Origin of the sequence: Rahnella sikkimica (assembly GCF_002951615.1) — a bacterium.
Taxonomy (GTDB): Bacteria; Pseudomonadota; Gammaproteobacteria; order Enterobacterales; family Enterobacteriaceae; genus Rahnella; species Rahnella sikkimica.
Genome location: NZ_CP019063.1, coordinates 255,988 through 281,768 on the forward strand (window position 1 = coordinate 255,988; position 25,781 = coordinate 281,768).

The window sequence follows — 25,781 nt, forward strand, 5'->3', positions numbered from 1 at the left end:
ATAAAAAGTCACATCCTGATGAAAAACAGGCGTGTTTTTATTCCCGGAAAACGCAGAGCCGCAAATGCACCCGCAGGCGCGGCACAGGGACGGCTTCCGGCACAAGCAGGCGGATCGCCGCCATATTGCCGCGTGACAAAAAGGCCAGCAGCAGGCTCAGCGCCAGAAACGCAAATTCTAAAAGGAGAGGAGGAACGGAAAGCAGCGATTTGCTGCTGAGCTCGCAGGGAGCGGGAATTTTAGCGATTTCAGAGGTCGTGGATGACGCCTGCGTAGTCGCTGTTTCCTGATGCAGGATAGCGGACAACGCATTCAGCCCGGCGATGCGCTGTGTCATACACGTCAGTATGACCAGACAGGCCAGGCATAAATAGAGCAGTGCTGAACGCCGTTGTTTATCCACATTTCCCTCGCAAGCAGGCCGCCATTCTAACGGCCACTCAAACATTCACAAGATGTATGAATCATGAATTACATGAATTTACGCTCAATACTCTGCGCGGCGTGACGCGGGTAGCCGTCAGGCACGCGCCACCGGCGCATCGCTCAGACGGGTTGTCCATGCGGGGGATAACATCTCGCGTTTCATCTGCCAGTTTCGCTGGATCCCTTGCCCCGCAAACCACAATGCTCCTTTTCCTTCGTCATTAATTTTATCAAACATCGCCATCAGCGCATCGCTGTCAGGACGCGGCGCACGCTCATCAAACAGGTGCAACTGCGCCACACCCTGACTGAAAAAATCCCCGAGCATCACGCCCGCTTTTTGATACCGGTGGCCGTCTCTCCAGACATTATCCAGACACTGTATTGCGGCGGAGATAATGTCGCGGGTGTCCTGTGTGGGCGTAATGAGCCGGGTACTGGCCAGATTCCCATAGTAAATCTCGCCTTCCGCGAACGGGCTGGTTTTGACAAATACGGAGATCTGGCGGCAAAACTGATGCTCCCCGCGCAATTTTTCAGACGCGCGCGTGGCGTAATAGCAGATGGCTTCACGCATTTCCTGATACGCCGTGACCCGCGTGCCGAAAGATCGTGAACAGACAATTTCCTGTTTGGCGGGCGCAAATTCGTCAAAGCCGAGACAAGGTTCGCCACGCAGCTCGCGCACGGTGCGTTCCATTACCACATTAAAGTTCTTTCTGATAAACCACAGATCGCATTCGGCAAGCTCGAGTGCCGTTTTAATCCCGGCGTCATTCAGTTTCTTCGATATCCGCCGCCCGACGCCCCAGACCTCTTCGACCGGGACATAAGACATCAGTTTTTTCTGACGGGCCGGATCAGAGAGGTCGATAACCCCCTGACTTTTTGTCCATTTCTTTGCCGCGTAATTCGCCAGTTTGGCCAGTGTTTTCGTCGGCGCAATGCCCACACCAATGGTCAGCCGTGTGTTGCGCTTCACCGTGTCTCTGATTTCTTTGCCGAAACGTTCTAAATCGATATCCGCCGGTAACCGGCTGAGATCGAGAAAGGCTTCATCGATGCTGTAGATTTCGATTTTCGGGCATAACTCTCCCAGCGTCGTCATCACCCGCTGGCTCATATCGCCGTAAAGTTCGTAGTTACTGCTGAAAACCACCACGCCGTGCTGCTGAAAAAGGGCTTTTTGTTTGAAGTACGGCGCGCCCATTTTGATTTTGAGCTTCTTCGCTTCCGCCGAAAGCGCTATCACGCAGCCGTCATTGTATCTGAATGATACTAACAGTTAGTTGTTAATAACTTGATGATTTTTAATAAAATTTAATTACTAACTTTTTTCTGAATTTTTGGCCTTGGTGGTAAAGTCAAGTTAACGGGCTCTATAGGTAAATACGGTGAGAAGCGACTTCAAACAAGTTAACCTCCTACGATAAATGCTCAGTTTCGGTTGCGGGTTTACATCTGATTTGACTATCCATTTTTATTTTACTTGTCTACCATTCTCGGATCACTTGGCCATCTCCGGGACGGGGTTGAAACCGTCCCGATTGCAGGAGAAATTGCCAGCATGATTAGGCAGTGTGACTGGTTTCTAATATAGGGCAGCTCGAATTCCCACGTCTGACTACTTCGTGCTAAAAGCAGAAGAATATTATTTAATTAAATTTTTATAGTTAATGAGGAATCACTTGGTGTTTCCATCAAATCCTTCATCCATCGAAATATATTAATGAGATAATTATTGCATTTCATTATTTATAAATAGTTTTTAGATTTACTACATCCCTTAGGGAACGATCAGTATTCATTTTTGGCCAAACAATTCGCGTATATGTGAGCAGTACGAAGTTGGAATAAGAAACATAGGAGAAATATTATTGTACACGCCTAGGGTATCGTTAATCACAAATTTAAACCCCATTAAGAAATCAGGATCAAAAGACTTTCTGACTTCTTGAGAAAAAACATTTAATGCATGGCCCAAATTGACCTACTCCCCGTTGATTAGTACAGAATACTGTTAGCAATGTCCGCTGTTCGCTCATAGCAGCCCTGCTGTTGACTTGGGCTGCTTCGTGCCAGGAGCGGAGATTCCTCATATCATGAAGTGTTAATCACTGGGGATCAGGTCGTTTTCTATGAGGCCTATGTTTTTCTGAATGCCAGTTAAACGCAAACGTGATGACTGGTAAGGGAGTTACTGACGTAGCGGTGAATTATCAACGCTGGTGGGTCATTCGCAGGGGGAGCGTTTACTGTTCCAAACCAGACAGGATTAGCCGGGCAGACGGAGCCACAAATGTAGGCAGGTATGCCCGCAAACGTACCCGCTATTGGTCTGTGGACATGGCCTGAAGAAATGGCGAGTAGTCTGGCCGGGGCGCGTCTAATCAAATCTTCCATCTCAGGCAGACCTCTGCACATCGTTTCGTCTAGCGTTGGTATGCCAGATGCAAATACGTGATGATGCAGAAACAGCAAGGACGGAGGGCTGTATGCGTCGCTAAGTTGATTATCCAACCATTCCAGATGGTCAGTCACGCTGCCGTAATCCTTATAATCAATCGTCGAATCCAGACCAATCAGGCGAATGCCATCGGTGTTATGAGTTAAGTGCAGGGATTCTCCTTGGGCATCGTGCGCCCATCTGTTCTCATCCCAAACAGAACGTAACAAACTGCGGTCGTCTGAGTTACCCGGCAGGATCAACGAAGGGTAATTTTGCTGATTAAGGCGGTTAGCTATCTTTATATAACCTTCCTGCCAATGCCCATCCATTAGATCACCTGTAACTACCAGTACGTCCGGTTGCAGATGCGTAAGCCAATTTAGTACCTGGTCGAACCGAAACAGATGATCATTTTCGGGTGAGGCGTGAATGTCTGAAACCTGCGCTATCAGCATAAAGACCTCATACGATTATTGTGTGCGGAACAAGATCGTGACTCATAGCCATAAATCCGGTTTCAAATTTCATGTTTTTCACCACTATGGCAACAATGGACAGATTAAGCACATTGCCAGTGCCCGAAGCTTCAGCAGTATTATTCTTACCGTTCGCCGTCAGAGTATTATTATTGCCAGCAAGCAATATCTGTTCTGCATCGCCGTTAGTGGTAACGTGAGCATTATTACTTTCGAGCACAACATCATCGCTACCACCATTAGCAATCACGGTTTCATTATTGCCAAGGATAAGTGAGTTATTACTACCATTTATAGGAAGGTATCCCTAACAAGCTAGTGACAACACCTAAATTGTATGACGCAGCATCCGTAAATGCCTTTACAAAATGATCTGCTGGAATTCCGTAATCTGTACTCCTCTGGAGATCTTGTGAGCCAGCAGGCCTGAATGCATCAACCATCGAGGATAAAACAGCAGCAACGTCGTAAATTCCCGGGCCTTCTGAATCTGCTGGTGGAAGTTGGTTTGACAACGATGACGCGAAAACGAGAGCGCTCGATAAATCATAGGATGCTGGTGCAATCAACCAATTATTAGGGTTCGCATCTTTGCCACCTAATACGGTTCCATCACTTAAATATATATTATAGGACTGAGCCCCCCGACCACAGGGTCAGTGATTGGATTGCCGTTTTGGTCAAGTAAAAAATGGGCCGCAACAAAAGAATCCGGTGCTGCATTTGAGCCGGTAGTTGCACCCACTGAGAACGCATCAGTCGATTTTAATTCACTTATATCAACCTCTTTAAAAAAAATTTATGATTATTTTTAATAATAGAGATTATACCAAACCTCGTAATAGCCATTGCCTAGAGGGTAAGTCATGTATTCCACGTCATGTAAATTCTCAATAAAATTCATTATATTTAAAGCACTACCCTTAGTTTTTTTTGCTAAAAACACAAAGGCTTCCATCCATTCATCGGATCTATCGATTTTTTTTCTATTTATTTCCCCAGAAGGATCGTAAATAACATCACTCATATTGTTAGCAACCGAGTCATGAACTCTCATACACCAGGATATTACCTGAGAACCTGATTCGCCATAGACATACGGAATACAATTATTTTTAAAATCTTGGTGCGATGCAACATACCATTGAAAACCACTTTTAAACAAAAACCCACGAACATCATATTTATTCGAAAGCAATATGAAAGCAACGATGAACATAGAGATGACTATAGAATTTTTTGAAAGAGAAAAAATGCCAAATAAAATAGAAAAAATAATTAATATGTATGATAAATAATATAAGCCTCCGACATACATTCCAGCGTAGCCATATCGACACAAACCGTAAATCAGCAATGAGATAATATACACAAGAAATGAAAAAATAGAAAAACATCCGGAGATTGTTTTTATTTTTTTTACTTTCAACGATTTAATTACCGCATTATCCATCACTGAAAAACCCCGCATTGCAAACACCCTCAGAGTCAGAGGGAATAAAAAACAATCAGAATACCCACCAAGATCATGAGTGATGTTTTTCAAAACCAAATATAAATTAAGCACTCAGTAATATGAACTATTCCTTATCGGATGGGCAGCAATGAAAACCAACTCAGCACTTTGTCAGTGTAAGGAATAAAATTAACGAAAACAATATGAAAACCAACAGTTAAATATACCAGAGAGATATTTATCTAATTCGTTGCATGTCCGTTTACTAATGAAGACCAGCGATTGAATCACTGATAATGAAAGGCAGTGCCATCATTGAAATTAAAAGATACAGCAATCATCAGTTTTGATATTTTCTTTCAGAAAGCGCATGCATTTTCGAGATAAAAAACCAAATGTTAAAGTATTAGTGTTTTAAAGATATCGGTAATATCTCAGCGCATTAGCAACATAAGACGACAAACAGCCTTAACATGCCTGCGCTAACAGTTGCCTTCAGGGCGGGGAACACCAAACCTGCCATTGCTATTACCTCGGGAACTGACCGAAATGTGATTCTTGACCACTTCAGGCATTGAAAATGCTGGCTGCTGCGATGCAGGAGCAGGAGCAGGGCGTAAACCCGGCCAGCCTACTGCAAATGAAGAGCGACTCCCTCAGCAGCGAGTTGGTAGCTGAGTTGCGTCGTGAGCTTTCCATTCTCAGAACAGATTACAACGGCATGGTAGACCATTATAGTGAGAGCTGGTTCTTCATCGAAGAGCAAGGAGTAGGCGTGAATTACTGTCAGAGTGCTACGGTTTCGCTGAACTGAGTTTAAGTCAAGCAACAAAACTATATTGGATACCACACAACTAAATTAACAGACACTTCAAGCACTTTCAGGAATCGCTTCACAAGTTTCTTGATCCTTAGCTGCATTCAGTAATACTGTATATAAACACAGTAAATCAGGATCAACATCATGCTTTTCACCCGACCAACTGAGATTTCTCCCCCGCTCATACTTCCCCTCTTCTCTGAGAAAGTGCCCTGTGGCTTTCCGAGCCCAGCGCAGGACTATGTTGAGGACAGACTGGATCTCAATAAATTGCTGATAAGACATCCGAGTGCCACTTACTTCATAAAAGTTAGCGGGGAGTCTATGCATGGTGCTGGTATCAGTGATGGTGATCTTTTAGTGGTCGATCGCTCGCTTTCGGCCGTACATGGCGATATTGTTATTGCTGCTGTTTCAGGTGAATTCACCGTGAAAGAACTTCGTACTCACCCTTATCTACAGTTAGTACCCCACAACCATGCTTATTCTTCAATTTCATTTCAAAATGCAGATGAATTAGAAATATTTGGGGTGGTGATTTTCAGTATTAAGGCTCATAAATAAATATGTTTGCTCTCGTAGATGTAAATAGTTTTTATACTTCTTGCGAAACTCTTTTTCGGCCAGACTTGCAGGGAAAGCCTGTTGTCGTGGTTTCCAATAACGATGGCTGCATTATTTCTCGTTCAGCTGAAGCGAAATCCCTCGGTATAAAAATGGGTGAGCCTTTTTTTAAAATAAAAAACAATACATATAGTTCCAGGGTTCATATATTTAGTTCTAATTATGCACTTTATGCCGATCTAAGTGAGCGAGTTATGCAGACGCTAACTGCAATATCTCCTTCGATCGAAGTTTATTCAATAGACGAAGCCTTCGTTAATTTATCTGGGGTGATAAACTGCATGCCATTAAGTGATTTCGGTCATGAAATGAAAAACAAAGTATTTAAAAATACAGGTTTAACTGTGGGAGTTGGTATTGCGCAAACAAAAACATTAGCAAAGCTAGCTAACCATGCAGCCAAGAAATGGCGTGGCACTGGTGGCGTTGTCGACTTATCGAATATTGAACGTCAGCACAGGTTGCTGGCACTTACCTCTGTTGAGGATGTGTGGGGTGTTGGTCGGAGAATTAGTAAGAAACTTAATTCAATGGGTATTAATACAGCACTTGACCTGGTTGAAAGCTCATTATGGGTAATAAGAAAACACTTCAACGTTGTTCTCGAAAGGACTGTTCGTGAACTTCGAGGTGAACAATGTCTTGAATTAGAAGAATTTGCACCAGCAAAACAACAGATCATCTGCAGTAGATCTTTTGGTAACCGAATAACTCAGTACTCAGATATGCACCAAGCAATTTGTGCTTATGCAGAGAGAGCATCAGAAAAACTGCGTAGTGAGCGCCAGTTCTGTCGTTTCGTCAGTGTTTTCCTTCGTACCAGCCCACATGCAGATAATGAAGTATACTATGCAAATCAAGCTTCCATGAAGCTACTGACCCCTTCCAATGATACTCGTGACATTATAAATTCGGCTACAAACTCTCTGAAGAGGATATGGGTTGATGGCCATCGATATATGAAAGCTGGTGTCATGCTTGCTGATTTTTTTAGTAATGGCGTGGCGCAACTAAACTTATTTGACGATAGTTCACCACGAAAAAATAGTGCAGCTTTAATGGAGGCTATCGATCAATTAAATAACTCTGGAAAAGGAAAGGTCTGGTTTGCAGGGCAGGGAATCGAAAAAACCTGGGCTATGAAACGGGAGATGCTTTCTCCCGCTTACACAACTCGATATGCAGACTTACCAGTGGCGAGGTGAAATTATTTAGGAGCGTTATGAGGGAAGTAAACAGCCTTTGGTGAGTCCCACTCACATTCACCACGGTCACGAAAATCAGCGATATGTAGTGGTCAAGCAAAACTGGCCACGGCTTTAGAGTTTTTCCAGAACAATCGCTCTGATTCATTTGGCGTCAAACCACCATTATATTGATGAGGTCTGAGCTGGCTGTAATATCCCGTTATGTAATTAGTTATTGCTGTCCTGGCTTCGCTAAAATTAGCGTATCCATTATCCGGTACCCACTCCGTTTTCAGACTTCTAAAAAAACGTTCCATGGGGCTGTTATCCCAGCAATTCCCTCTGCGACTCAGGCTTTGCTTTATCTGATATCGCCACAATAACTGTCTGAAATTCCTGCTGGTATAGTGGCTGCCTTGATCCGAGTGATACAGCAAATTAGCGGGCTTTCCTCGCGCCTCCCAGGCCATGGACAGCGCTTTACCTGTCAGTGCAGAGTCCGGAAAAAATGACATCGCCCAGCCAACTGGTTTACGGGAAAACAAATCAAGCACAACGGCTAAATAAGCCCAGCGTTTACCCGCCCAGATATAAGTCACATCACCGCACCAGACCTGATTAGGCTCTGTTACTGCAAACTGGCGTTCCAGATAATTGGGGATTTCTACGTGTTCCTTAGACGCCTTTTTATATCGATGACCAGGCTGCTGACAGCTGATGAGATTAAGTTCTTTCATTAGCTTTGTTGCCCGCCAGCGGCTCAGTTTTACGCCTTTGGTAGTGACCATCGCGGCAATATTACGTGCACCTGCGGAGCCATTACTTTCGCGATAGCTTTCACGAACAAGACTCAGTAATGCCACGCGTGCGGCATCAGGCTTCTTTGGCTGCCGCCAGTATTTATAGCTGCTGCGATGAATCCCAAACACGTTGCACACAACGGCAACAGGAAACCGCGCCCTGAGTTTCTCAACTAATGAGAACTGTTCAGGGAGTCTGACATAAAGAGCGCGGTAGCCTTTTTTAATATATCTCTTTGCATTTCAACACGTTGAAGTCTTTTCTTCAGCTCGCGTATTTCAATCTGCTCAGGTGTCATGGGTGACGCTACGGGTGATTTCCCTCCTCGTTCTTCTTTCAACTGCCGAACCCACTTATCCATCGTGGATTTACCGACATTCATTGCCGTGGCAGCGGCGGCAACGGTGTAATACTGATCGAGTACAAGCTGGGCAACTTCGAGGCGAAACTCGGGGCTAAAATTGCGTTTGTTACGTCCGGTCATAATGTCACCTGTTTTGACTATGAGGCGATGATATCACCTCTATTCAGGTGGCCAAATTAACTATGCCACTGCAGTTCCTGCAACTATACTGTGTTTATATACAGTGTAGTTGATCAGGTATTCAGATCAATGCCTGCCCGCGCCGATAAGCAGGCCTGCCGCCTCCCGCACGACTATCGTGTTGATCTCGCTGAGAAGAATTTTTTGGCGCTTTCTCCTGACGGGGCGTGTCTTTTTAGGGGGGAAAAGACAGGGCTAGCCGCGTATAAAAATCCCGTCCGCAATAATCCCGAAAACATTGTCGGCGTGCGGAACCAGCGGCGGTTGTTCGGCGAGCCACGCCAGCGCGCTGATCAACGCAAACAGATCGTTGCCGTCCATGCCTTTACGCGCCAGACCTTCTGCCTGTGCGCGGCTCAGCAGGCGGGTACCGGCGGTTCGTAAGCCAACGCAGGAGTCGTGAAGCGCAGAATGTTCATCGGCAATGGCGGCCACCATCGGCGAAATCACGCCTCTGTACGCGCAGGTCACGGAAGCGGCTTCACGCAGCCATATCACCAGCGCACCTTTCGCGTCGTCCGTGACCAACAGTTCTGCCGCTCTCAGACTCAGGGCATCAAAACCCTTGCGCAGTAACGCTTCAAACAGCGCTTCCCGCGTCGGGAAGTGCCGGTGAAGCGTCGCATTTCCCACCCCGGCTTTGCGGGCAATATCGCGCAGGGAAACATCAGCCACCCCGCCCGTGAGGAATTCCTCTGCGACCGAAAGAATGTGTTCATAGTTTTGTTTTGCGTCAGCTCTCATCATTCACCTTGACAAGTGGATCAGTGAACCGTTTATATGGACCAGTGTTCCGGATAATTTAACACCCCCCTCACTCAGGATAAAGCGATGTCACAAAATATGATGAAAGCCGTTCGGATCCACGCTTACGGCGGCCCGGACGTATTGCACTATGAAGATGCCCCTGTGCCGGCGATCGGGCCGGGCGAAGTGCTGGTTCGCGTTCACGCTGTCGGCGTGAATCCCCCCGACTGGTATCTGCGCGATGGATACAGCGCCCTTCCGCCTGAATGGCGGCCACAGCTGTCATTCCCGATCATTTTGGGAACGGATATCTCGGGCGTCGTGGAAGCGGTCGCCAGTGACGTCACAGCATTTTCCGTGGGGGATGCCGTGTATTCGATGGTGCGGTTTTTCAGCACGGGTGAAAGTCAGGCTTATGCGCAGTACGTGAGCGTGCCGGTGCAGGAACTCGCTTTGAAACCTGCTGGCGTCGATCACATTCACGCGGCGGGCGCGCCGATGTCATTGCTGACGGCCTGGCAATTTATGGTGGAAGTGGGTCATGAAGAACCCAATCCTCTCCAGCCCGAACCGCACGTTCCGGTCGCTCTCGCCGGGAAAAAAGTGCTGATCAACGGCGCAGCAGGCGGCGTCGGGCATTTCGCCGTTCAGGTCGCGAAACTGAAAGGCGCACACGTTACTGCGGTGGCATCGGGCGAACATGAAGCGCGGCTCCGTGAACTGGGCGCGGATGCGTTTATCGACTACACCCAAACCCCGCCTGAAGACGTTGCACGGGATTTGGATCTGGTGATTGATGCCGTCGGCGGCGCAAACAGCCACCGTTTTCTGAAAGCGATAAAGCGCGGGGGTGCCCTGTTCCCGGTCTTCCCGCTGGGTTTTGCCGGTGCGGAAGACGCGGAAAAACGCGGTATTACCGTATCCGCGACGCAGGTGCGTTCAAGCGGACGTCAGCTTGCCGAACTGGCCAGCCTGCTTAACGACGGCAGTATCCGGGTGGTTCTGGACAGCACCTGGCCGCTTGCTGACGCCCGCAAAGCCCATGAGCGCGCAGCCAAAGGACATATTCAGGGCAAAATTGTGCTGATTAACTTTTAGCAACGCAACATTGCTTTCTTATGCATGGCCGAACGTTTATATACATGAAACACCAACGCACACTCTCCCTTAACGTGAGGCCATAATGACTGACAGCAGCAGCGTAATTGTGAAAAAACCCCTTCCGCCGTTTACGCGTGAAAGCGCCATCGAAAAAGTCCGGCTCGCCGAGGATGCGTGGAACAGCCGCGATCCGCAGCGCGTCAGCCAGGTGTATTCCGCCGACACGCGCTGGCGCAACCGCAGCGAATTCGTCACAGGTCAGGCCGGTGTGGTGGAATTCCTGCAACGTAAATGGGCAAAAGAGTTGGATTACCGGCTGATTAAAGAGCTTTGGGCGTTTGACGGCGAGCGGATTGCCGTGCGCTTTGCTTATGAATGGCACGACGATTCCGGAAACTGGTTCCGCAGTTTTGGCAACGAAAACTGGGCGTTTAACGCGCAGGGACTGATGTTCGAACGTCACGCCTGCATCAACGATTTACCTATCCGTGAAGCGGATCGCAAATTCCACTGGCCGCTGGGCCGCAGACCTGACGATCATCCCGGCCTGAGCGAATTCGGGTTCTAATCCGCCGCCGCCCGGTTCAGATTATCTTCGCGGACGAAATCGATAAACGCCTGCAAAGGTGCAACCTCAACAGCCGGATTAATCACGCGCTACACTCAATGCATACTCACAGAGGAGAATTCCATGTCACAGCCTTCAATGACTTATCGCCTTGGCGATCGCGAAGTGGGACGCTTAGGTTACGGCGCTATGCAACTGGCGGGGCCGGGCGTTTTTGGTCCGGTGAAAGATGAAGCGCGGGGTATTCAGGTATTGCAGGACGCCATCGCCAGCGGTGTGAACCATATCGATACCAGCGATTTTTACGGCCCGCATGAAACCAACCGGCTGATCAAAAAAGCGCTGAATCCCTACCCTGAAAATCTGTGCATCGTGACCAAAGTCGGCGCGCGCCGTGATGCAAAAGGCGGCTGGTTACCGGCTTTCAGCCCGCAGGAGCTGACGCAGGCGGTGGAAGATAATCTGCGCAATCTGGGGCTGGATGCGATGGATGTGGTGAATCTGCGCAGTATGCTCGACGTCCACAAGCCGAAAGAAGGATCGCTGGAACCGCAACTGGAAGCGTTGATCAAACTGAAAGAACGCGGTTTGATCCGCCATATCGGCCTGAGTAACGTCACGGCAAAACAGGTCGCCGATGCGCAGAAACTGACGACAATAGCCTGCGTGCAAAACATGTATAACCTGGCGAACCGGCACGACGATGCGCTGGTTGATAGCCTTGCAGAACAGGGCATCGCGTATGTGCCGTTCTTCCCGCTGGGCGGTTTTTCGCGTTTGCAGTCCACGTCGCTCGATGACGTGGCCGCGACATTGCAGGCCACACCGATGCAGGTCGCGCTGGCGTGGCTGCTCAAGCGCTCGCCGAATATTTTGCTGATCCCCGGCACGTCGTCGCCGCAGCATTTACAGGAAAATCTGGCGAGTGCGAAGCTGCAATTGTCTGAAGAAGTCATGGCGAAACTGAACGGAATATAAGGCCAGCCTTTCATCAGTGGCTGATGGTGAAGGAACGACAGAACCGGAAAACGCGCTGAACGCGGGGGTGGCCTGAAAAAGAAGAAGCATGACCACGGCAGCGTGATCTATCATCAATAGGTAAGCTGCGATTTGCCCGGTTTACTCTGCGTCCAGTCGTGAGTCCGATGTTCTGAAAAACGTTCAACTGAGGTGCTTAATGATGAAAAGAGCTTTAGTGGTGGGTTATATGTCGTTCGTTTCAATTGCATTGGTCGCAGCACTGATTATTGGTGCACGAAACTAAGTGCGGTTTTCTTCATCAGGGCCAGCAGGACGCTGATCGCGTCCGCTGTAAAAAAACATAAGCCATTCTGCGAATGACGTTATTTTGCAGAATGGCTTTTTTGTTGCGGTCGATCCGGGAGCAGAGCGTTCCCGGACAGCTTTCACAGCAGGCTGAAGTCACATCTGATCGTCATTTTTGATAATGCTTAAGCACTGAACCCACCAGGTAAAACATCACCATACTCAGTATTACAACGGTGACTGTATTTCGGATAAACAGAGCAAACAACACACTGAATACCGTTCCCCAGAAATACGGATTATCGGGAAATACGCGCAGTGAATGGATTATTGGAGGGAACGTACGGCTTTCGGGTGGTTTTTCGTGTCGCGGGAGATTGTGCGTCAGGCATAAAAAAAGCCGGTAACACCTGAAAAGTGTTACCGGCTTTTTACTGCGTACTGAGTGAAAACTTACGCGTTCAGCAGTTGCTGTGCCGTTTTCTCAACCAGCGCCAGCAGGACTTTAACATCCTCCAGCGTCACGGTCGGGTTCAGCAGCGTCAGTTTCAGGCAGGTCACGCCGTTATGTTCGGTCACGCCCACGTTGGCACGGCCTGATTCCAGCAGCGCATCACCGATTTTCTGGTTCAGCAGCGCGATAGCCGCGTCGCTGGCGGTCGCCAGTTGCTGTGGACGATAACGGAACAGAACGCTCGCCAGCTGAGGCTTCATCACCAGTTCGAGCGCGGCTTCGGACGTCACGAACTGCGCCACGTCTTGTGCCAGCGTCACGCCATGATCGATGATCTCGGCGTACTGTTTCTGGCCTAACGCTTCCAGACCCATCCACAGTTTCAGTGCATCGAAACGGCGGGTAGTTTGCAGCGATTTAGACACCAGATTTGGCACGCCAGCCGCTTCGTCGAACTCAGAGTTCAGGTAAGCCGCCTGATAGCGCATCAGCTCGTAGTGACGCTCTTCTTTAAGCAGGAACGCGCCGCAACTGATGGTCTGGAAGAACTGTTTGTGGAAGTCCAGCGTAATGGAATCCACCAGCTCAATACCGTCCAGATAATGACGGTATTTTTCAGACAACAGCAAGGCACCGCCCCACGCCGCATCAACGTGCACCCAAATCTGGTGCTCTGCGGCCAGTTTCGCAATATCGCGCAGCGGGTCGATAGCACCGGCGTCGGTAGTACCGGCTGTGGCGACGATCGCCAGGATCTGCTCGCCGTTGGCCTGCGCCTGTGCCACTTTCTCGCGTAAATCGTTGAAATCCATACGGGCGAATTCATCGGTTTTCACAAGCGTCACGGACTGGTAGCCGAGGCCCAGCAATGCCATGTTCTTCTGCACGGAGAAGTGCGCGTTCTCAGAACATAACACTTTAATCTTACGCAGATTACCGGTCAGACCATCCTGCTGGATGGAATGTCCCTGACGGGCGAAGAACGCGTCACGCGCCAGCATCAGGCCCATCAGATTGCTCTGGGTGCCGCCGCTGGTGAACACGCCCGCATCGCCAGCCTGGTAACCGACCTGAGTACGTAGCCATTCAATCAGCTTCATCTCGATGATGGTCGCTGACGGGCTTTGGTCCCAGGAGTCCATGCTCTGGTTGGTGGCGTTAATCAGCACTTCCGCGGCCTGGCTGATCACCAGACTCGGGCAATGCAGATGCGCCACGCACTGCGGGTGATGCACCGACAGGCTGTCTTTCAGGAAGTATTCAATCGCACGTTCAATCGCAGCCTGGTTGCCCAGGCCCTGCGGATTGAAGTCAAGCGTAATACGTTCACGCAGTTCAGCAACGGTTTTCCCCTGATACATCTCAGGTTGTTGCAGCCACTGCACAACAGCTTCACTGCTCTGTGCAATGGCCTGCTGGTAGGCTTCAGTGCTTTGCGCTGAGCCTGCCAGAATAGGGTTTAACTCGGACATCAGAATCTCTTACTCCGCTCAGACAGGTTTGATGCCAGCCGCCAGCAGCGCCTGCTCAAACTTATCGAGGAAAATACCCAGCTCATCGTTAGTGATCAGCAGTGAAGGCAACAGGCGCAGCACGCAGCCGTTACGGCCACCGCGCTCGAGGATCAGGCCCGCTTCGAAGCATTTTTTCTGCAACAGGGCAGACAAATCGCCATCAGCCGGGTAGCAACCCATGTGATCCTGCGCTTCGTTAGGTTTAACGATCTCGATACCGATCATTAAGCCCAGACCGCGCACATGACCGATCACCGGATAACGTTTTTGCAGGTCAGCCAGTTTGCCTTTCAGCCATTCACCCTGCGCGGCGACTTTTTCTGCAATCTTTTGGTCTTTCAGGATTTTCAGCGTCGTCAGGCCGGTGGCCATTGCCAGCTGGTTACCCCGGAACGTACCGGTGTGGTGACCCGGTGCCCAGGCGTCGAACTGTTTTTTGATACCCAGAACCGCCAGTGGCAAGCCGCCGCCGACCGCTTTAGACATCACGATGATATCCGGCTCGATGCCCGCGTGTTCGAAGGCGAACTGTTTGCCGGTACGGCAGAAGCCAGCCTGAACTTCGTCGAGGATCAGCAGAATGCCGTGTTCCTGAGTCACTTTACGGATGCGCTGCAACCACTCAGCCGGCGCAGGGTTCACGCCGCCTTCGCCCTGAACGGCTTCCAGAATCACAGCCGCAGGTTTGCGAACGCCGCTTTCCACGTCGTTGATCAGGTTTTCGAAGTAATAGGTTAATGCTTTAACGCCAGCGTCACCGCCAATGCCCAGCGGGCAGCGGTACTGGTGCGGATAAGGCATGAACTGCACTTCCGGCATCATGCCGTTGACCGCTTCTTTCGGAGACAGGTTACCGGTCACCGCCAGCGTGGCGTGTGTCATACCGTGATAACCGCCGGAGAAGCTGATGATGCCAGAGCGACCGGTGAATTTCTTAGCCAGTTTCATCGCTGCTTCTACCGCATCCGCGCCGGACGGGCCGGTGAACTGCAGGCAATACTCTTTGCCCTGTTGCGGCAATAAAGAAAGCAGATATTCTGAGAACTGATCTTTCAACGGTGTTGTCAGATCCAGTGTATGTAACGGCAAGCCGCTGGTAATGACATTTTGGATGCTTTGCAGCACGTCCGGATGATTATGTCCAAGAGCCAGCGTACCGGCACCGGCAAGGCAATCAAGATATTGATTGTTCTCAACATCGGTGATCCACACGCCATTGGCCTTCGCAATTGCTAACGGCAACTTGCGCGGGTAGCTCCTGACATTCGATTCAAATTCAGCTTGTCTCGCCAAATAGGTTTCATTGTTTCCGTTTAATGAATTCGCACCTAAACTGTCAATACGGACTTTATCCGTCATCATATCTCTCCTACAACCGCAGGTTTTGGAAACGCTGCAATTGAATAAATGTATTTAAAAGGTAAGTACCATGAGAAAAACGCGGCCAATATATGGCTTTTTACTCTGTACCTCAATAATTTATTTTGTATAGAATTGTTTATTCTTTTTTAAAGGAATCAATATGTTGCTGATTTAGTGAACGATCATGCTGACTTAACTCCGTTACACGGTCATTAATAAAGCACTAAAAAGCACATCCTGTCCGATAAACAAAGGCTAAACGCGTGATACCACGGGAACAAAATCGCCCTTAAGTCACGTCTTGTCCCCACTGGCCGGACGTGATCTCACACCGGAACAGATGCCGGTGAGCGGATCCCAGAACAACGTGATTATTATAGCCTGCCGGACGTTGCATGAATGTGGATATTAATCGTCCGGGCAGTAAATGGCTGAATAGTAGCCGAATATAAATTTTGAAATATATTACACCGATATAACGGCAGGTTATTATCGAAATGATTCGGACATTTATTATATCGCCGGTAATCAGAAAGACGCTTTCCAAAACAGGTTTACAATATTGCTAGCCATTTGACGTATGATTTTTTCCTTTACGGTAAAAATCGTAAAGCACGACGTAGTCCTGAAAAACTTGCAGCAAAAAAGCATCGGCGTCCTGCCCGAGCGCGCTGTTCGTCTGCATCTGGTAGCGGGCTTTCACGGCTTCCACCCACAGTTTTTCCGCCGCCGGGCCGGGTTCCTGCACCAGATTCGCCAGCCAGTAGACGGTATTTTTCCGGACGGTCACCACCGGATCCGGGCAACGGCAACACCACCAGACCGGTTCGAGAACGTTGGAAAACATCACAGAACTGACCGTCAGCCAGGTTTGCGCGGCAAAAGGCAGTGAAACCCACGCCCGTTGCCAGTGAACCACCTGCCCCGTCAGTAACGACATCATCAGCGCCTGCGCGGAAGGCGAAAAAGTTTTGGTCATGTTCAGCGTTTTTCTCTTATTGTCAGAAAGACCCGGAGACTTAAGAAAATAGCCTACCCCATTCGGCGCATTGAATTTTATTTACTTTGCGGAATTCACAATCAGGATCCTCCCCGACCGATGAACTCAGCTCATTATGGTCTGGGATTGCCCCTCTGATCCGATGAACCTTCAGCGGCTATGCTCTGTTCTAAGTGAAACCTTCGCTGATATTAATCCTGAAATCACGGGATTTCAGGATTACAAGATTCACATAAGACAACGTTGGCAGATCCCACAGACACTGTACGTATCACGTGAATTCTGGGGAAAAATCACATGTAAAAACGCTTACCGGGAAAATCTGGCCTCGACGTTTCGTCTCCCGGTTTAAGCTGCATGGGGCTGAGCTTGGGTTACGGCGCAGCAACGGAAACCAAACATCAGATTGCGCTTATTAGTTCCGCTCCGGATCTCCGGCTTCATCGCGCATTTTTTGCTCCCGCGTAAGTCTGTCCATTTCATCCTGTTTATCACGATCGACCGCTTCTTTATGGATGCGGTCAGTCTCGGCATTTTGCTGTTTAACACGTTCCTCAACCTGTCTGACATAGTCGCGTGAACTCTTCTCAAACTCTTCCTGTTGTTTTCGTTGCTGTTGCAGAACCTGTTCCTGTTGCTGACGGTTCTTCTCGGCGGCCTGATCCAGAAACTGCTGACGTGATTGCACATCTGCGTTCGCCACAAAACTGAAAAGCAAAGCCGCTGTACCCGCGACAATCCCCAGACGTGCATTATTTTTAGCTGTCAGAAAACCGGCCATATGAAAACTCCCTTTCAAAAAATGAGTGTGTTTAACGGGAGAACAATAACAAAGAGGGGAAGTACGGCAGTAAGGGGAAATGTCTTAAAAGTCTGAAAACGGCAGAAAAGTAAAAAACCCGATACTGAGTACCGGGTTTGGAGAATTCACTGAGAAAAAACGCAGAAAATCAGAACGTTTCCCACGAGCCTTCATCGGTGCTGGCCGCAGGCACCGCACGACGGTTTGGTAACAACGCCGGGGCGTTTGCCTGCGTGGCTTTGCGTACGGCAGAGGTCGCCGTGGCCGCACTCACTTTAAAGATGCTGATGGCCTGCGACAGGCGCTCCGCCTGCTCATTCAGGGAATACGCCGCCGAAGACGCTTCCTGAACCAGCGCGGCGTTCTGCTGCGTCACTTCGTCCATCTGATTGATGGCTTTGTTAATCTCTTCAATGCCGGTGCTTTGTTCGTTACTGGCGATGGCGATTTCACCCACGATATCCGTGACGTTTTTCACACTCGACACCACTTCGGCCATCGTCGCGCCCGCTTTGGCGACCAGTTGCGTGCCGTTATCGACTTTCGATACAGAATCGTCGATCAGCACTTTGATCTCTTTCGCGGCACTGGCAGAACGCTGCGCCAGATTGCGCACTTCGGAGGCCACCACGGCAAACCCACGCCCCTGCTCACCGGCACGCGCGGCTTCTACTGCGGCGTTCAGCGCCAGAATATTGGTCTGGAACGCTATACCGTCAATAACCGAAATGATATCGACAATTTTGCGCGAAGAGACATTAATGCCTTCCATCGTATTCACAACCTGCCCGACCACTTCGCCGCCCTGAACCGCCACGCGGGAAGCCTGCGCCGCCAGCTGATTGGCCTGACGCGCGTTATCAGCATTCTGTTTCACCGTCGCGGTCATCTGTTCCATCGCCGAGGCGGTTTCTTCCAGCGAGCTGGCCTGCTGTTCGGTACGGGAAGACAAATCGAGGTTACCGGCGGCAATTTCGCTGGATGCACTGTTAATGGCGTTCGTACCGGCACGCACTTCTGTCACGATCTTGAGCAGATTTTCGTTCATGTTTTTCAGGCCCTGCATCAGCTGCCCGGTTTCGTCGCGGGAGTTCACCTGAATCTGTGTGGTCAGATCGCCTGCTGCCACATTTTCAGCCACTTTCACGGCATTAAGCAGCGGACGGGTGATAGAACGCGTCAGGAAATAGCCCATTGCCGCGGCCATCAGAATCGCCAGTGCGGAGAAAATCAGGGTCAGTTCGATGGCGGTATGCCCGTCTGCCACCGCTTTTTTGCCTTCGGCCTGCAACTGCTGATCCTGAGAATTGGCGAAAGCACTCGCCAGGTCCAGATAAGTGTTTTGCGTAATGGTCAGTTTGCGCAGTACATATTCGGTTGCACCGTCCATATCACCGTTACGGGCCAGTGCGATCAGCGCTTCTTTGCCGCTTTCAAACGCTTCACTGGCATCCTGCAATGCCTTGATTTTTTGCTTACCGGTCACCGTCGTCTGGATGGCCGCAATTTTGCTCATCGCCAGATTGGTTTGTTTAACGGTGTCATCAAGTTGTAAATACCGTTTTTGGTTTTGCTCAGGATTTTTAGTATCGATGACAATTCCGCGCAGGAATTTAATCTGATTATTCACACCGTCGCGGACATCAAATGCCAGCCGCACTTTCATATAACGATCGTTGACTATTTGCTCAATGCTGGCGTTGATACCGCTTATTTTGGTTACTGCTGTCACACTGACAATAATTAATAACAGAATTACCAGGCTGAATGCGGCACCCAGACGGGCACCCACCCGCATATTGTTGATCATTCGAAACATTATCACTCCCTTATTTCCTGGCCAATTAAATGAATACAACGTTAAACAATTCAAAGCACTGATGATTGCTGAGCGAAATTATTATTTGTTTTCTTTAAAATAATTCATCAGCACTTATCTCAAATTAATTTTTAAAGCGGAGATAATACCTTTAAAAAATATTTACTGTTCAGAAGGGTTATCGGTACAAATAAAGAGATCTTTAGTGAATGAATTATTATGGAAGTGTAAAGAGAGATGAATCAAAATGGTTTGTTACTGTACATAAGGGGGTTGTGAATTACTCCTCCCCTTTCCAGGGGAGGCCGTTTTATTCACCGGAGAACATTTCCGCCAGCCAGCCGGTGCGCATTTCAGGCACCGAGTGCAGCAACTCGCGGGTGTAATCGTCCAGCGGTTCGCTCAGTGCGGACGCCACCGGCCCCTGGCGAACAATCACACCCTGTTTCAGCACCGCCACTTCATCGGCAATCTCCCGCACTACCTGCAAATCATGCGTGATAAACAGATAAGCGATGCCGGTGTCGTGCTGAATTTTACGCAGCAGCGCCAGCACGTCGCGCGCTACCAGCGGATCTAGCGCCGACGTCGGTTCATCGCACACGATCAGTTTGGGCTCCGCCGCCAGCGCCCGCGCAATGCACACGCGCTGTTTCTGGCCGCCGGACAACGCCGATGGGAAACGCTCCGCGAGTTCCGCGTGAAGCCCGACCTGCGCCAGCAGTTCGCTGACTTTGGCCTGCCGTTCACTGCGGTTCAGTGAGGTAAAGCATTCCAGCACGCGGGAAATCTGCCCGCCAATGCGCTCTTTCGGGTTCAGCGCGGTATCGGGGATCTGATGGATCAGCTGTACATCGCGCAACTGCGGGCGGCTGCGCTGACGCAAACCCACTGGCAGCGTGTGCTGTTCGAGCGTCACTTCCCCCGTTTCCGGGCTGAGCAACCCGCAAATGACTTTGCCGAGCGTCGATTTACCCGAACCGGATTCGCCGATCACCGCCAGCGTGCGGCCACGCGGCAGGTTCAGGGAGATATCCTGCAAGACCGGCTGCGCCTGATAACGCGCGCTGATATTGCGCAGACTCAGCGCCACCGGTGCCTCGCCGGTTTGCGGCGTTTTGGTTTCACCCTGCGCACTCAGCAGACGCCGCGTGTATTCCTGTTGCGGCTGCGCCAGCAGTTGCGCGGTCGGTGCCTGTTCCACTGTTTTACCTTGCTGCAACACCATAATCTTGTCGCTGATTTGCGCGACAACGGCCAGATCATGGCTGATGTAAATCGCCGCCACGCCGGAAATGCGGATCACATCGGCAATGGCTTTCAGCACGCCAAGCTGCGTGGTGACATCCAGCGCGGTCGTCGGCTCATCAAAAATCAGCAGTTCCGGGTTGGCACACAGCGCCATCGCAATCATCGCCCGCTGTAACTGCCCGCCGGAAACCTGATGCGGATAACGCTGATAAAACGCCTGCGGCTGCGGCAAACCGAGCAGTTCAAACAGCCCGATGGCACGCGCCTGTGCCTGCTGACGGTTGTAAATTTTGTGTTTCAGCGCCGCTTCAATTACCTGTTCGCCCAGCGTCATCGCCGGGTTAAACGCCGCACCGGCTGACTGCGCCACGTAGGCAATATGGCGGCCCCGGATCTGGCGTAAATGCCGGTCAGACAACGCAGTCAGATCCTGCCCGTTAAAGACAATACTGCCGGAATGAATGCGCATTCCCTGACGGCAATGACCGAGGATCGCCAGCCCGATGGTGGATTTCCCCGCACCGGATTCGCCAATCAGCCCCAGCACTTCGCCGCGTCTGACGGTGAAAGACACGTTATCCACCAGCGTTCGCGGATTTTTACCGGCGGACACCACGCACAAGTTTTCTGTTTTGAGTAAAACGTCGCTCATGATTTTTTCCCCCAGACGCGGGTCGAACCGCTCATCAGCCAGTCGGCGACGGCATTTACCGCCAGCGCCAGCACCGCAATCGCCCCGCCGGGGATCAGTGCCGCCCAGACGCCAAACAGAATGCCGTCTTTATTATCCCGCGCCAGCCCGCCCCAGTCGGCGGTCGGAGGCTGCACGCCAAGGCCAAGGAACGACAACGCCGACAAGAACAGCAAAATGAAAATAAAACGCAGGCCAAATTCGGCAATCAGCGTCTGTAAAGCGTTTGGCAAAATCACCCGCCAGAGGATCCAGCCAAGGCTTTCACCGCGCAGACGCGCCACATCAACAAACTCCATCACGCCGATATCTGTCGCCAGCGAGCGCGCCACGCGCAGCACGCGGGTGGATTCCAGCAGCCCGAGAACCAGCGTCAGGGTCAGCAAGGTTTTCGGCAGAACCGCCAGCACAATCAGCGCCAGGATCAGCGTCGGGATCGCCATCACAATATCGTTGCAGCGCGAAATCACCTGATCCAGCCAGCCGCCGCGTAAGCCAGCAATAAAGCCCAGCGTGCAGCCGACCGAAAAGGCCACCAGCGCCGCCAGCGCGGTAACGCCCAGTGAAACGCGGGTCCCCCAGATGAGACGCGAAAGCAGATCACGCCCGAGATTATCGGTGCCAAGCAGCGCATTCGGCCCCGGCAGATCCCACGACATCCCCAGCGTTTTATCCGGTGCGTGCGGCGCCAGCCACGGCGCAAAAATCGCGATAAGAACAAAGAGACTCAGCACCAGCAGGCCAAGAATCGAGGCAGGTTTTAAGGCAGGCATTGCAGCAATTCCTAAAATTTAACGGTTATGGCGTAAACGCGGATTGGCAACCAGCGCCATCACGTCTGCCAGCAAATTCAATAGGATATAAATCCCGGCCAGCAACAGCGCGCAATCCTGCATCACCGGAATATCGCGTTTACTGATGCTGTCGACCATGTACTGCCCCAGCCCCGGATACACAAAGACGTTCTCGACAATCACCACGCCGACCATCAGATACGCCAGATTGATCGCCACGACGTTGATAATCGGCCCGATAGCGTTGGGCAGAACGTGACGCCATAAAATGCGCGACGGCGACAACCCTTTCAGCAGCGCGGTATCGACATACGCCGAGCTTTGCGCGGCAATCAGCGCGGCGCGGGTCATGTTGCTCATGTGCCCGAGGATCGCCAGCACCAGCGTGGCGCACGGCAGGGAGATCGCAGAAAGTTTGGCCGCCAGCGGCATGTCCGGCGAAATACTGCTGTTGCTCGGTGCCCACGCCAGGGTGATGGCGAAAATCAGGATCAGCAGATAACCGGAGAAAAATTCCGGCAGTGCAACGGTGGCGCGGGTGATGGCATTGAGGAAAGCATCGATAACGCTGCCGTGATAACGCACGGAAATAAACCCGATGATTAGCGCCAGCGGAACGGCGATGGCGGCGGTGCATCCCGCCAGAAACAGCGTGTTGCCAAGCCGCGTAAACAGCGGGCCGCTGATGGCTTCGCGGGTGGAAAAGCTGGTGCCGAAATCGCCGTGCAGTACGCCGAACAGCCAGCTCAGATAGCGGCTTGCCGCCGGTTTATCCAGCCCGAGTTGTAAGTTCAGCTCGCGGATGGCGTCCGGCGTCGCGCTCTGGCCGAGAATAGCGGTGGCCGCGTTGCCCGGCAGCAACTGCACACCGGCAAAAATCAGCACGGAAACCGCCAGCACCACCAGCACGCCATAAAACAGGCGCACCAGCACCATGCGCAAAAGCGAGCCGTTTAGTGATATACGGTTCAGCGAAAAACGGCCCGCAGGCCGTTGTGTTGTTTTTGATGAAGGAAGATCTGACATTATTCTGTTACCCGGTTCAGCTTTCGATCCAGATTTTCTCTGCCGCACGGTTACCGCTCAGTGGCATGCCCGGCACGGAGGTGAACCCTTTAATTTTGGAAGAACAACCGTCAAGCGCGTCGGCGTAAAGCGGGATCACTTCACTGCCCTGATCGACCAGCATCACCTGAATATCATGGTAAATCTGCTTACGGCGTGCTTCGTCCGGCTCGCCGCGTGCGGCTTTCACCATCGCGTCGAAGGCCGGAACGTGCCACGCCGATTCATTCCACGACGACTGGCTGGTAAACACCAGAGAAAGCAGTGCATCGGCGGTCGGACGGTTCGCCCAGTTAGACGACACAAACGCTTTTTTCTGCCAGATATCATTCCAGAACGCGTCATCCGGCACGCGAACCACGTTGAGGTTGATCCCGGCTTTCGCCGCTGATTGCTGATAAAGCTGACCGGCATCGACCGCGCCGGGGAAACCCGCGTCGGCAACGTTAAGCGTCAGCGGGCCGCTGAACCCGGATTTTTTCCAGTGGAACTGGGCTTTTTCCGGGTCATACGGACGCTGCGGAATGTCTTTGGCAAAGTAGCGGTTAGACGGGAAAATTGGATTATCGTTGGCAACAGTGCCATAACCGCCCAGCACGGTGTCGATAATCTGCTGACGGTCAATGGCATATTTCAGCGCCAGACGGCCATCGACGTTATCAAACGGTGCCAGATTCGACAGGCCAGGGAAGGTGTAAATCATGCTGTCTTTCGCACGCACCAGTTTCAGGTTCGGCATACGCTCGATACGGCTGACAATGCGCGGATTCACGCGGTTAATCAGGTGCGCAGAACCGCTAACCAGCGCCGCCACGCGCGCCGTGGAGTCGTTCATCGCCAGCGTTTCGACGGAATCGACATGCCCGCGTTCGCTGTTCCAGTAGTTCGGATTGCGTTTGGTCAGCGTGGTGACGCCCGGCTGGAATTTCTCCAGAATGAACGCGCCGGTGCCGATGCCTTTGTCGAAGTTTTCATTTTCGGCAGTGATCGCAAAATGCACCGCGCTCAGCAGCCAGACAAATTCCACATCCGGTGCCGTCAGTTTGATCGTCACTTCGTGTTCGCCGGTCGCTTCCAGGGAGCTGACGGTGTCCAGATAACCTTTCACCGGCGACGTGGATTTCTCGCCGCGGTGGTGATTCAGGGAATACACCACGTCTTTCGCGCCGAGTGAGCGGCCATCGTGGAACTGCACGCCCTGACGGATTTTCAGCACCCAGGTTTTGCTGCCGTCGGCAGATGACCAGGATTCCGCCAGCGAAGGGGCAAGTCCGGCGCTTTCGTCGATTTCCACCAGATTATTGAAGACCTGAGAGCCGACGAAATACATGTAGGTTTCGAACCAGAATGCCGGATCGAGACGGTCGGTGCTGGAGGCGTTATCGACGCCCACCACTAAATGCCCGCCTTTTTTCGGCTTTTCCGCTTCCGCGGCAAACGCGTTGCCCAGCCACAAAGAATGCGTGGCAGCCGCGATGGAAAGTGCCCCCGCACTTTTAATAAACGAACGACGATCAATCATGTTTTTCCCCTGTCACTGAGGCGATGACGCCCCTAAATTCAGTCCGTCTGGCGGCTGATGTTTTTGATTTTATTGGCTGAAGGCTTTTTTCAGTGCCGCGATGTGTTCCGGCCCGATACCGCAGCAGCCGCCAACCATCGTTGCGCCCTGCGCCACCCACTCTTCGGCGAATTGCCGATATCCGGCAGGATCGGTGTCCTGACGCATTTTGCTCAACCCTTCGTTCGCGCCGCGTTTGTTATCCGCAGGCTCAAAAGCGTTGGCATAAACGCCGATATCGAGGGAGGTGTTTGCGGCGCGTGCCGCATGAACCGCAGCCGCCATCACTTCCGGTCGGCTACAGTTGAACAATATCGCGCTGGCGGATAAGCGCTGCACAGCGTCAACCGCCTGTTCGATGGATTCGCCGGAGCGCAGCAGCGCCTGACCGTCATCGTTAAGCTGATCTTGTAATGTAAAAGAGAACCACAGCGGACGCGGGTCATCGCCCAGTACGTCCGTCAGCACTTCGCGCACGGCTTCGACCTCGGCAACCGAACTTTGCGTTTCGGCCAGCCAGTAATCCACGGTGTCTTTGAGATTTTCCACCAGTACTGTCAGCAGCTTTTTCGCCGCAACCGGTTCGAAGAGATCCGGGCGATAGGAGCCGAGAACCGGCGGCAGGGAACCCGCCACTTTCACCGGCGTTTTTGCCGCATCCGCCGCTTCACGCGCCAGTTTTCCGGAAAGCGCAATCAGCGCCGCGCCCTGCTCTGCAAAGACGGTTTCGCCCACATGGAAAGGGACGACGGCGTAACTGTTGGTGGTGATCACGTCGGAACCGGCTGCAATAAACGCGTTGTGCGCCCTGCGGACAAATTCCGGTGCCTGGATCAGCGCCAGCGCCGACCATTCCGGCTGACGAAACGGCGCGCCCATCCGGGCCAGTTCACGGCCCATTCCGCCATCGAGGATTTTAATGTTACTGATCATTGTGTCGCCGCCTCGCGTTTTTCTTATCTGAATCAAACAGTAATTCAGCAGGTAAATGACACTCTACAAA

Annotated in this window: 22 protein-coding genes and 1 pseudogene; 6 read left to right on the forward strand and 17 right to left on the reverse strand. The window is 51.3% G+C overall.

What is annotated here, in order from left to right:
• Positions 1-37: 37 nt before the first annotated feature.
• From BV494_RS22565 to BV494_RS22585, 5 genes and pseudogenes are all read right to left on the reverse strand, one after another.
• On the reverse strand, positions 38-403 hold the full coding sequence (locus BV494_RS22565; RefSeq protein ID WP_104925045.1) for a copper resistance protein: 366 nt from the start codon (positions 401-403) through the stop codon (positions 38-40).
• A 117-nt stretch (positions 404-520) separates the two neighbouring features.
• A pseudogene (gene umuC / locus BV494_RS22570) lies at positions 521-1,690 on the reverse strand (translesion error-prone DNA polymerase V subunit UmuC); the annotation flags it as partial.
• Between the two features lie 902 nt (positions 1,691-2,592).
• Positions 2,593-3,330, reverse strand: coding sequence for a metallophosphoesterase (locus BV494_RS22575; RefSeq protein ID WP_104925047.1), 738 nt, complete (start codon positions 3,328-3,330; stop codon positions 2,593-2,595).
• A 7-nt stretch (positions 3,331-3,337) separates the two neighbouring features.
• A complete protein-coding gene (locus BV494_RS25930; protein WP_192938211.1) occupies positions 3,338-3,601 on the reverse strand; it encodes a hypothetical protein in 264 nt (87 codons plus the stop codon).
• A gap of 561 nt (positions 3,602-4,162) precedes the next feature.
• Positions 4,163-4,807: a hypothetical protein gene (locus tag BV494_RS22585; protein WP_192938212.1), complete on the reverse strand. Its 645-nt coding sequence runs from the start codon at positions 4,805-4,807 to the stop codon at positions 4,163-4,165.
• 580 nt (positions 4,808-5,387) lie between these two features.
• Here BV494_RS22585 and BV494_RS22590 point away from each other — a divergent pair.
• The 3 genes from BV494_RS22590 to umuC (BV494_RS22600) all read left to right on the forward strand — a co-directional run bounded on the left by BV494_RS22590 (position 5,388) and on the right by umuC (BV494_RS22600) (position 7,456).
• The gene (locus tag BV494_RS22590) at positions 5,388-5,621 is read left to right on the forward strand and encodes a hypothetical protein (RefSeq protein ID WP_104925050.1); all 234 of its coding nucleotides are present in this window, start codon (positions 5,388-5,390) and stop codon (positions 5,619-5,621) included.
• 150 nt (positions 5,622-5,771) lie between these two features.
• Entirely contained in the window at positions 5,772-6,191 is a 420-nt protein-coding gene (gene umuD, locus BV494_RS22595; RefSeq protein WP_104925051.1) for a translesion error-prone DNA polymerase V autoproteolytic subunit, read from the forward strand.
• A gap of 2 nt (positions 6,192-6,193) precedes the next feature.
• Positions 6,194-7,456 (forward strand): translesion error-prone DNA polymerase V subunit UmuC, encoded by a 1,263-nt coding sequence (umuC, locus tag BV494_RS22600; protein WP_104925052.1) that lies wholly within the window; start codon positions 6,194-6,196, stop codon positions 7,454-7,456.
• A 92-nt stretch (positions 7,457-7,548) separates the two neighbouring features.
• Here the strand turns inward: umuC (BV494_RS22600) and BV494_RS22605 are convergent.
• Together BV494_RS22605 and BV494_RS22610 are read right to left on the reverse strand one after the other, a co-directional pair.
• A protein-coding gene (locus tag BV494_RS22605) for an IS3 family transposase (protein WP_104925053.1) occupies positions 7,549-8,723 on the reverse strand; the annotation gives its coding sequence in 2 pieces (ribosomal slippage) (positions 7,549-8,456 and positions 8,456-8,723; 1,176 coding nt in all).
• A gap of 255 nt (positions 8,724-8,978) precedes the next feature.
• Positions 8,979-9,527, reverse strand: coding sequence for a TetR/AcrR family transcriptional regulator (locus BV494_RS22610; protein ID WP_192938217.1), 549 nt, complete (start codon positions 9,525-9,527; stop codon positions 8,979-8,981).
• An 87-nt stretch (positions 9,528-9,614) separates the two neighbouring features.
• Between BV494_RS22610 and BV494_RS22615 the strand changes: the two genes are divergently transcribed.
• The 3 genes from BV494_RS22615 to BV494_RS22625 all read left to right on the forward strand — a co-directional run bounded on the left by BV494_RS22615 (position 9,615) and on the right by BV494_RS22625 (position 12,177).
• Entirely contained in the window at positions 9,615-10,628 is a 1,014-nt protein-coding gene (locus BV494_RS22615) for an NADP-dependent oxidoreductase (protein ID WP_104925055.1), read from the forward strand.
• Positions 10,629-10,713: 85 nt separating this feature from the next.
• Positions 10,714-11,199 carry a nuclear transport factor 2 family protein gene (locus BV494_RS22620; RefSeq protein ID WP_104925056.1) on the forward strand — a complete coding sequence of 162 codons (486 nt, stop codon included), beginning with the start codon at positions 10,714-10,716 and terminating at the stop codon, positions 11,197-11,199.
• 123 nt (positions 11,200-11,322) lie between these two features.
• Complete coding sequence (locus BV494_RS22625; RefSeq protein ID WP_104925057.1) at positions 11,323-12,177, forward strand: aldo/keto reductase family oxidoreductase; 855 nt, start codon at positions 11,323-11,325, stop codon at positions 12,175-12,177.
• A gap of 741 nt (positions 12,178-12,918) precedes the next feature.
• Here the strand turns inward: BV494_RS22625 and BV494_RS22630 are convergent.
• The 10 genes from BV494_RS22630 to BV494_RS22675 form a co-directional block, all read right to left on the reverse strand.
• On the reverse strand, positions 12,919-14,391 hold the full coding sequence (locus BV494_RS22630; RefSeq protein ID WP_104925058.1) for a pyridoxal phosphate-dependent decarboxylase family protein: 1,473 nt from the start codon (positions 14,389-14,391) through the stop codon (positions 12,919-12,921).
• Between the two features lie 18 nt (positions 14,392-14,409).
• The gene (locus BV494_RS22635; protein WP_104925059.1) at positions 14,410-15,795 is read right to left on the reverse strand and encodes a diaminobutyrate--2-oxoglutarate transaminase; all 1,386 of its coding nucleotides are present in this window, start codon (positions 15,793-15,795) and stop codon (positions 14,410-14,412) included.
• 565 nt (positions 15,796-16,360) lie between these two features.
• Positions 16,361-16,774 carry a hypothetical protein gene (locus tag BV494_RS22640; protein WP_226790129.1) on the reverse strand — a complete coding sequence of 138 codons (414 nt, stop codon included), beginning with the start codon at positions 16,772-16,774 and terminating at the stop codon, positions 16,361-16,363.
• 436 nt (positions 16,775-17,210) lie between these two features.
• Positions 17,211-17,576 carry a hypothetical protein gene (locus BV494_RS22645; RefSeq protein ID WP_104925060.1) on the reverse strand — a complete coding sequence of 122 codons (366 nt, stop codon included), beginning with the start codon at positions 17,574-17,576 and terminating at the stop codon, positions 17,211-17,213.
• A gap of 169 nt (positions 17,577-17,745) precedes the next feature.
• The gene (locus BV494_RS22650; RefSeq protein ID WP_104925061.1) at positions 17,746-19,416 is read right to left on the reverse strand and encodes a methyl-accepting chemotaxis protein; all 1,671 of its coding nucleotides are present in this window, start codon (positions 19,414-19,416) and stop codon (positions 17,746-17,748) included.
• Positions 19,417-19,726: 310 nt separating this feature from the next.
• A complete protein-coding gene (locus tag BV494_RS22655; protein WP_104925062.1) occupies positions 19,727-21,319 on the reverse strand; it encodes an ABC transporter ATP-binding protein in 1,593 nt (530 codons plus the stop codon).
• The gene (locus BV494_RS22660) at positions 21,316-22,131 is read right to left on the reverse strand and encodes an ABC transporter permease (protein ID WP_104925063.1); all 816 of its coding nucleotides are present in this window, start codon (positions 22,129-22,131) and stop codon (positions 21,316-21,318) included. The genes BV494_RS22655 and BV494_RS22660 overlap by 4 nt, the downstream gene beginning before the upstream one ends.
• Positions 22,132-22,149: 18 nt before the next feature.
• Positions 22,150-23,088, reverse strand: a complete 939-nt coding sequence (locus BV494_RS22665) for an ABC transporter permease (RefSeq protein WP_104925280.1) — start codon at positions 23,086-23,088, stop codon at positions 22,150-22,152.
• A 106-nt stretch (positions 23,089-23,194) separates the two neighbouring features.
• Positions 23,195-24,736 carry an ABC transporter substrate-binding protein gene (locus tag BV494_RS22670; protein WP_192938218.1) on the reverse strand — a complete coding sequence of 514 codons (1,542 nt, stop codon included), beginning with the start codon at positions 24,734-24,736 and terminating at the stop codon, positions 23,195-23,197.
• Between the two features lie 72 nt (positions 24,737-24,808).
• A complete protein-coding gene (locus tag BV494_RS22675) occupies positions 24,809-25,711 on the reverse strand; it encodes a homocysteine S-methyltransferase family protein (RefSeq protein WP_104925065.1) in 903 nt (300 codons plus the stop codon).
• Positions 25,712-25,781: the final 70 nt, after the last annotated feature.

What these genes read in the sequence shown, in the direction of transcription:
- BV494_RS22575 (WP_104925047.1), bottom strand. Translation starts at nt 3,330, where the DNA reads ATGCTGATAGCGCAGGTTTCAGACATTCACGCCTCACCCGAAAATGAT.
- BV494_RS22590 (WP_104925050.1), top strand. Translation starts at nt 5,388, where the DNA reads ATGCTGGCTGCTGCGATGCAGGAGCAGGAGCAGGGCGTAAACCCGGCC.
- umuD (WP_104925051.1), top strand. Translation starts at nt 5,772, where the DNA reads ATGCTTTTCACCCGACCAACTGAGATTTCTCCCCCGCTCATACTTCCC.
- umuC (WP_104925052.1), top strand. Translation starts at nt 6,194, where the DNA reads ATGTTTGCTCTCGTAGATGTAAATAGTTTTTATACTTCTTGCGAAACT.
- BV494_RS22610 (WP_192938217.1), bottom strand. Translation starts at nt 9,527, where the DNA reads ATGAGAGCTGACGCAAAACAAAACTATGAACACATTCTTTCGGTCGCA.
- BV494_RS22615 (WP_104925055.1), top strand. Translation starts at nt 9,615, where the DNA reads ATGTCACAAAATATGATGAAAGCCGTTCGGATCCACGCTTACGGCGGC.
- BV494_RS22620 (WP_104925056.1), top strand. Translation starts at nt 10,714, where the DNA reads ATGACTGACAGCAGCAGCGTAATTGTGAAAAAACCCCTTCCGCCGTTT.
- BV494_RS22625 (WP_104925057.1), top strand. Translation starts at nt 11,323, where the DNA reads ATGTCACAGCCTTCAATGACTTATCGCCTTGGCGATCGCGAAGTGGGA.
- BV494_RS22630 (WP_104925058.1), bottom strand. Translation starts at nt 14,391, where the DNA reads ATGTCCGAGTTAAACCCTATTCTGGCAGGCTCAGCGCAAAGCACTGAA.
- BV494_RS22635 (WP_104925059.1), bottom strand. Translation starts at nt 15,795, where the DNA reads ATGATGACGGATAAAGTCCGTATTGACAGTTTAGGTGCGAATTCATTA.
- BV494_RS22640 (WP_226790129.1), bottom strand. Translation starts at nt 16,774, where the DNA reads ATGACCAAAACTTTTTCGCCTTCCGCGCAGGCGCTGATGATGTCGTTA.
- BV494_RS22645 (WP_104925060.1), bottom strand. Translation starts at nt 17,576, where the DNA reads ATGGCCGGTTTTCTGACAGCTAAAAATAATGCACGTCTGGGGATTGTC.
- BV494_RS22650 (WP_104925061.1), bottom strand. Translation starts at nt 19,416, where the DNA reads ATGTTTCGAATGATCAACAATATGCGGGTGGGTGCCCGTCTGGGTGCC.
- BV494_RS22655 (WP_104925062.1), bottom strand. Translation starts at nt 21,319, where the DNA reads ATGAGCGACGTTTTACTCAAAACAGAAAACTTGTGCGTGGTGTCCGCC.
- BV494_RS22660 (WP_104925063.1), bottom strand. Translation starts at nt 22,131, where the DNA reads ATGCCTGCCTTAAAACCTGCCTCGATTCTTGGCCTGCTGGTGCTGAGT.
- BV494_RS22665 (WP_104925280.1), bottom strand. Translation starts at nt 23,088, where the DNA reads ATGGTGCTGGTGCGCCTGTTTTATGGCGTGCTGGTGGTGCTGGCGGTT.
- BV494_RS22675 (WP_104925065.1), bottom strand. Translation starts at nt 25,711, where the DNA reads ATGATCAGTAACATTAAAATCCTCGATGGCGGAATGGGCCGTGAACTG.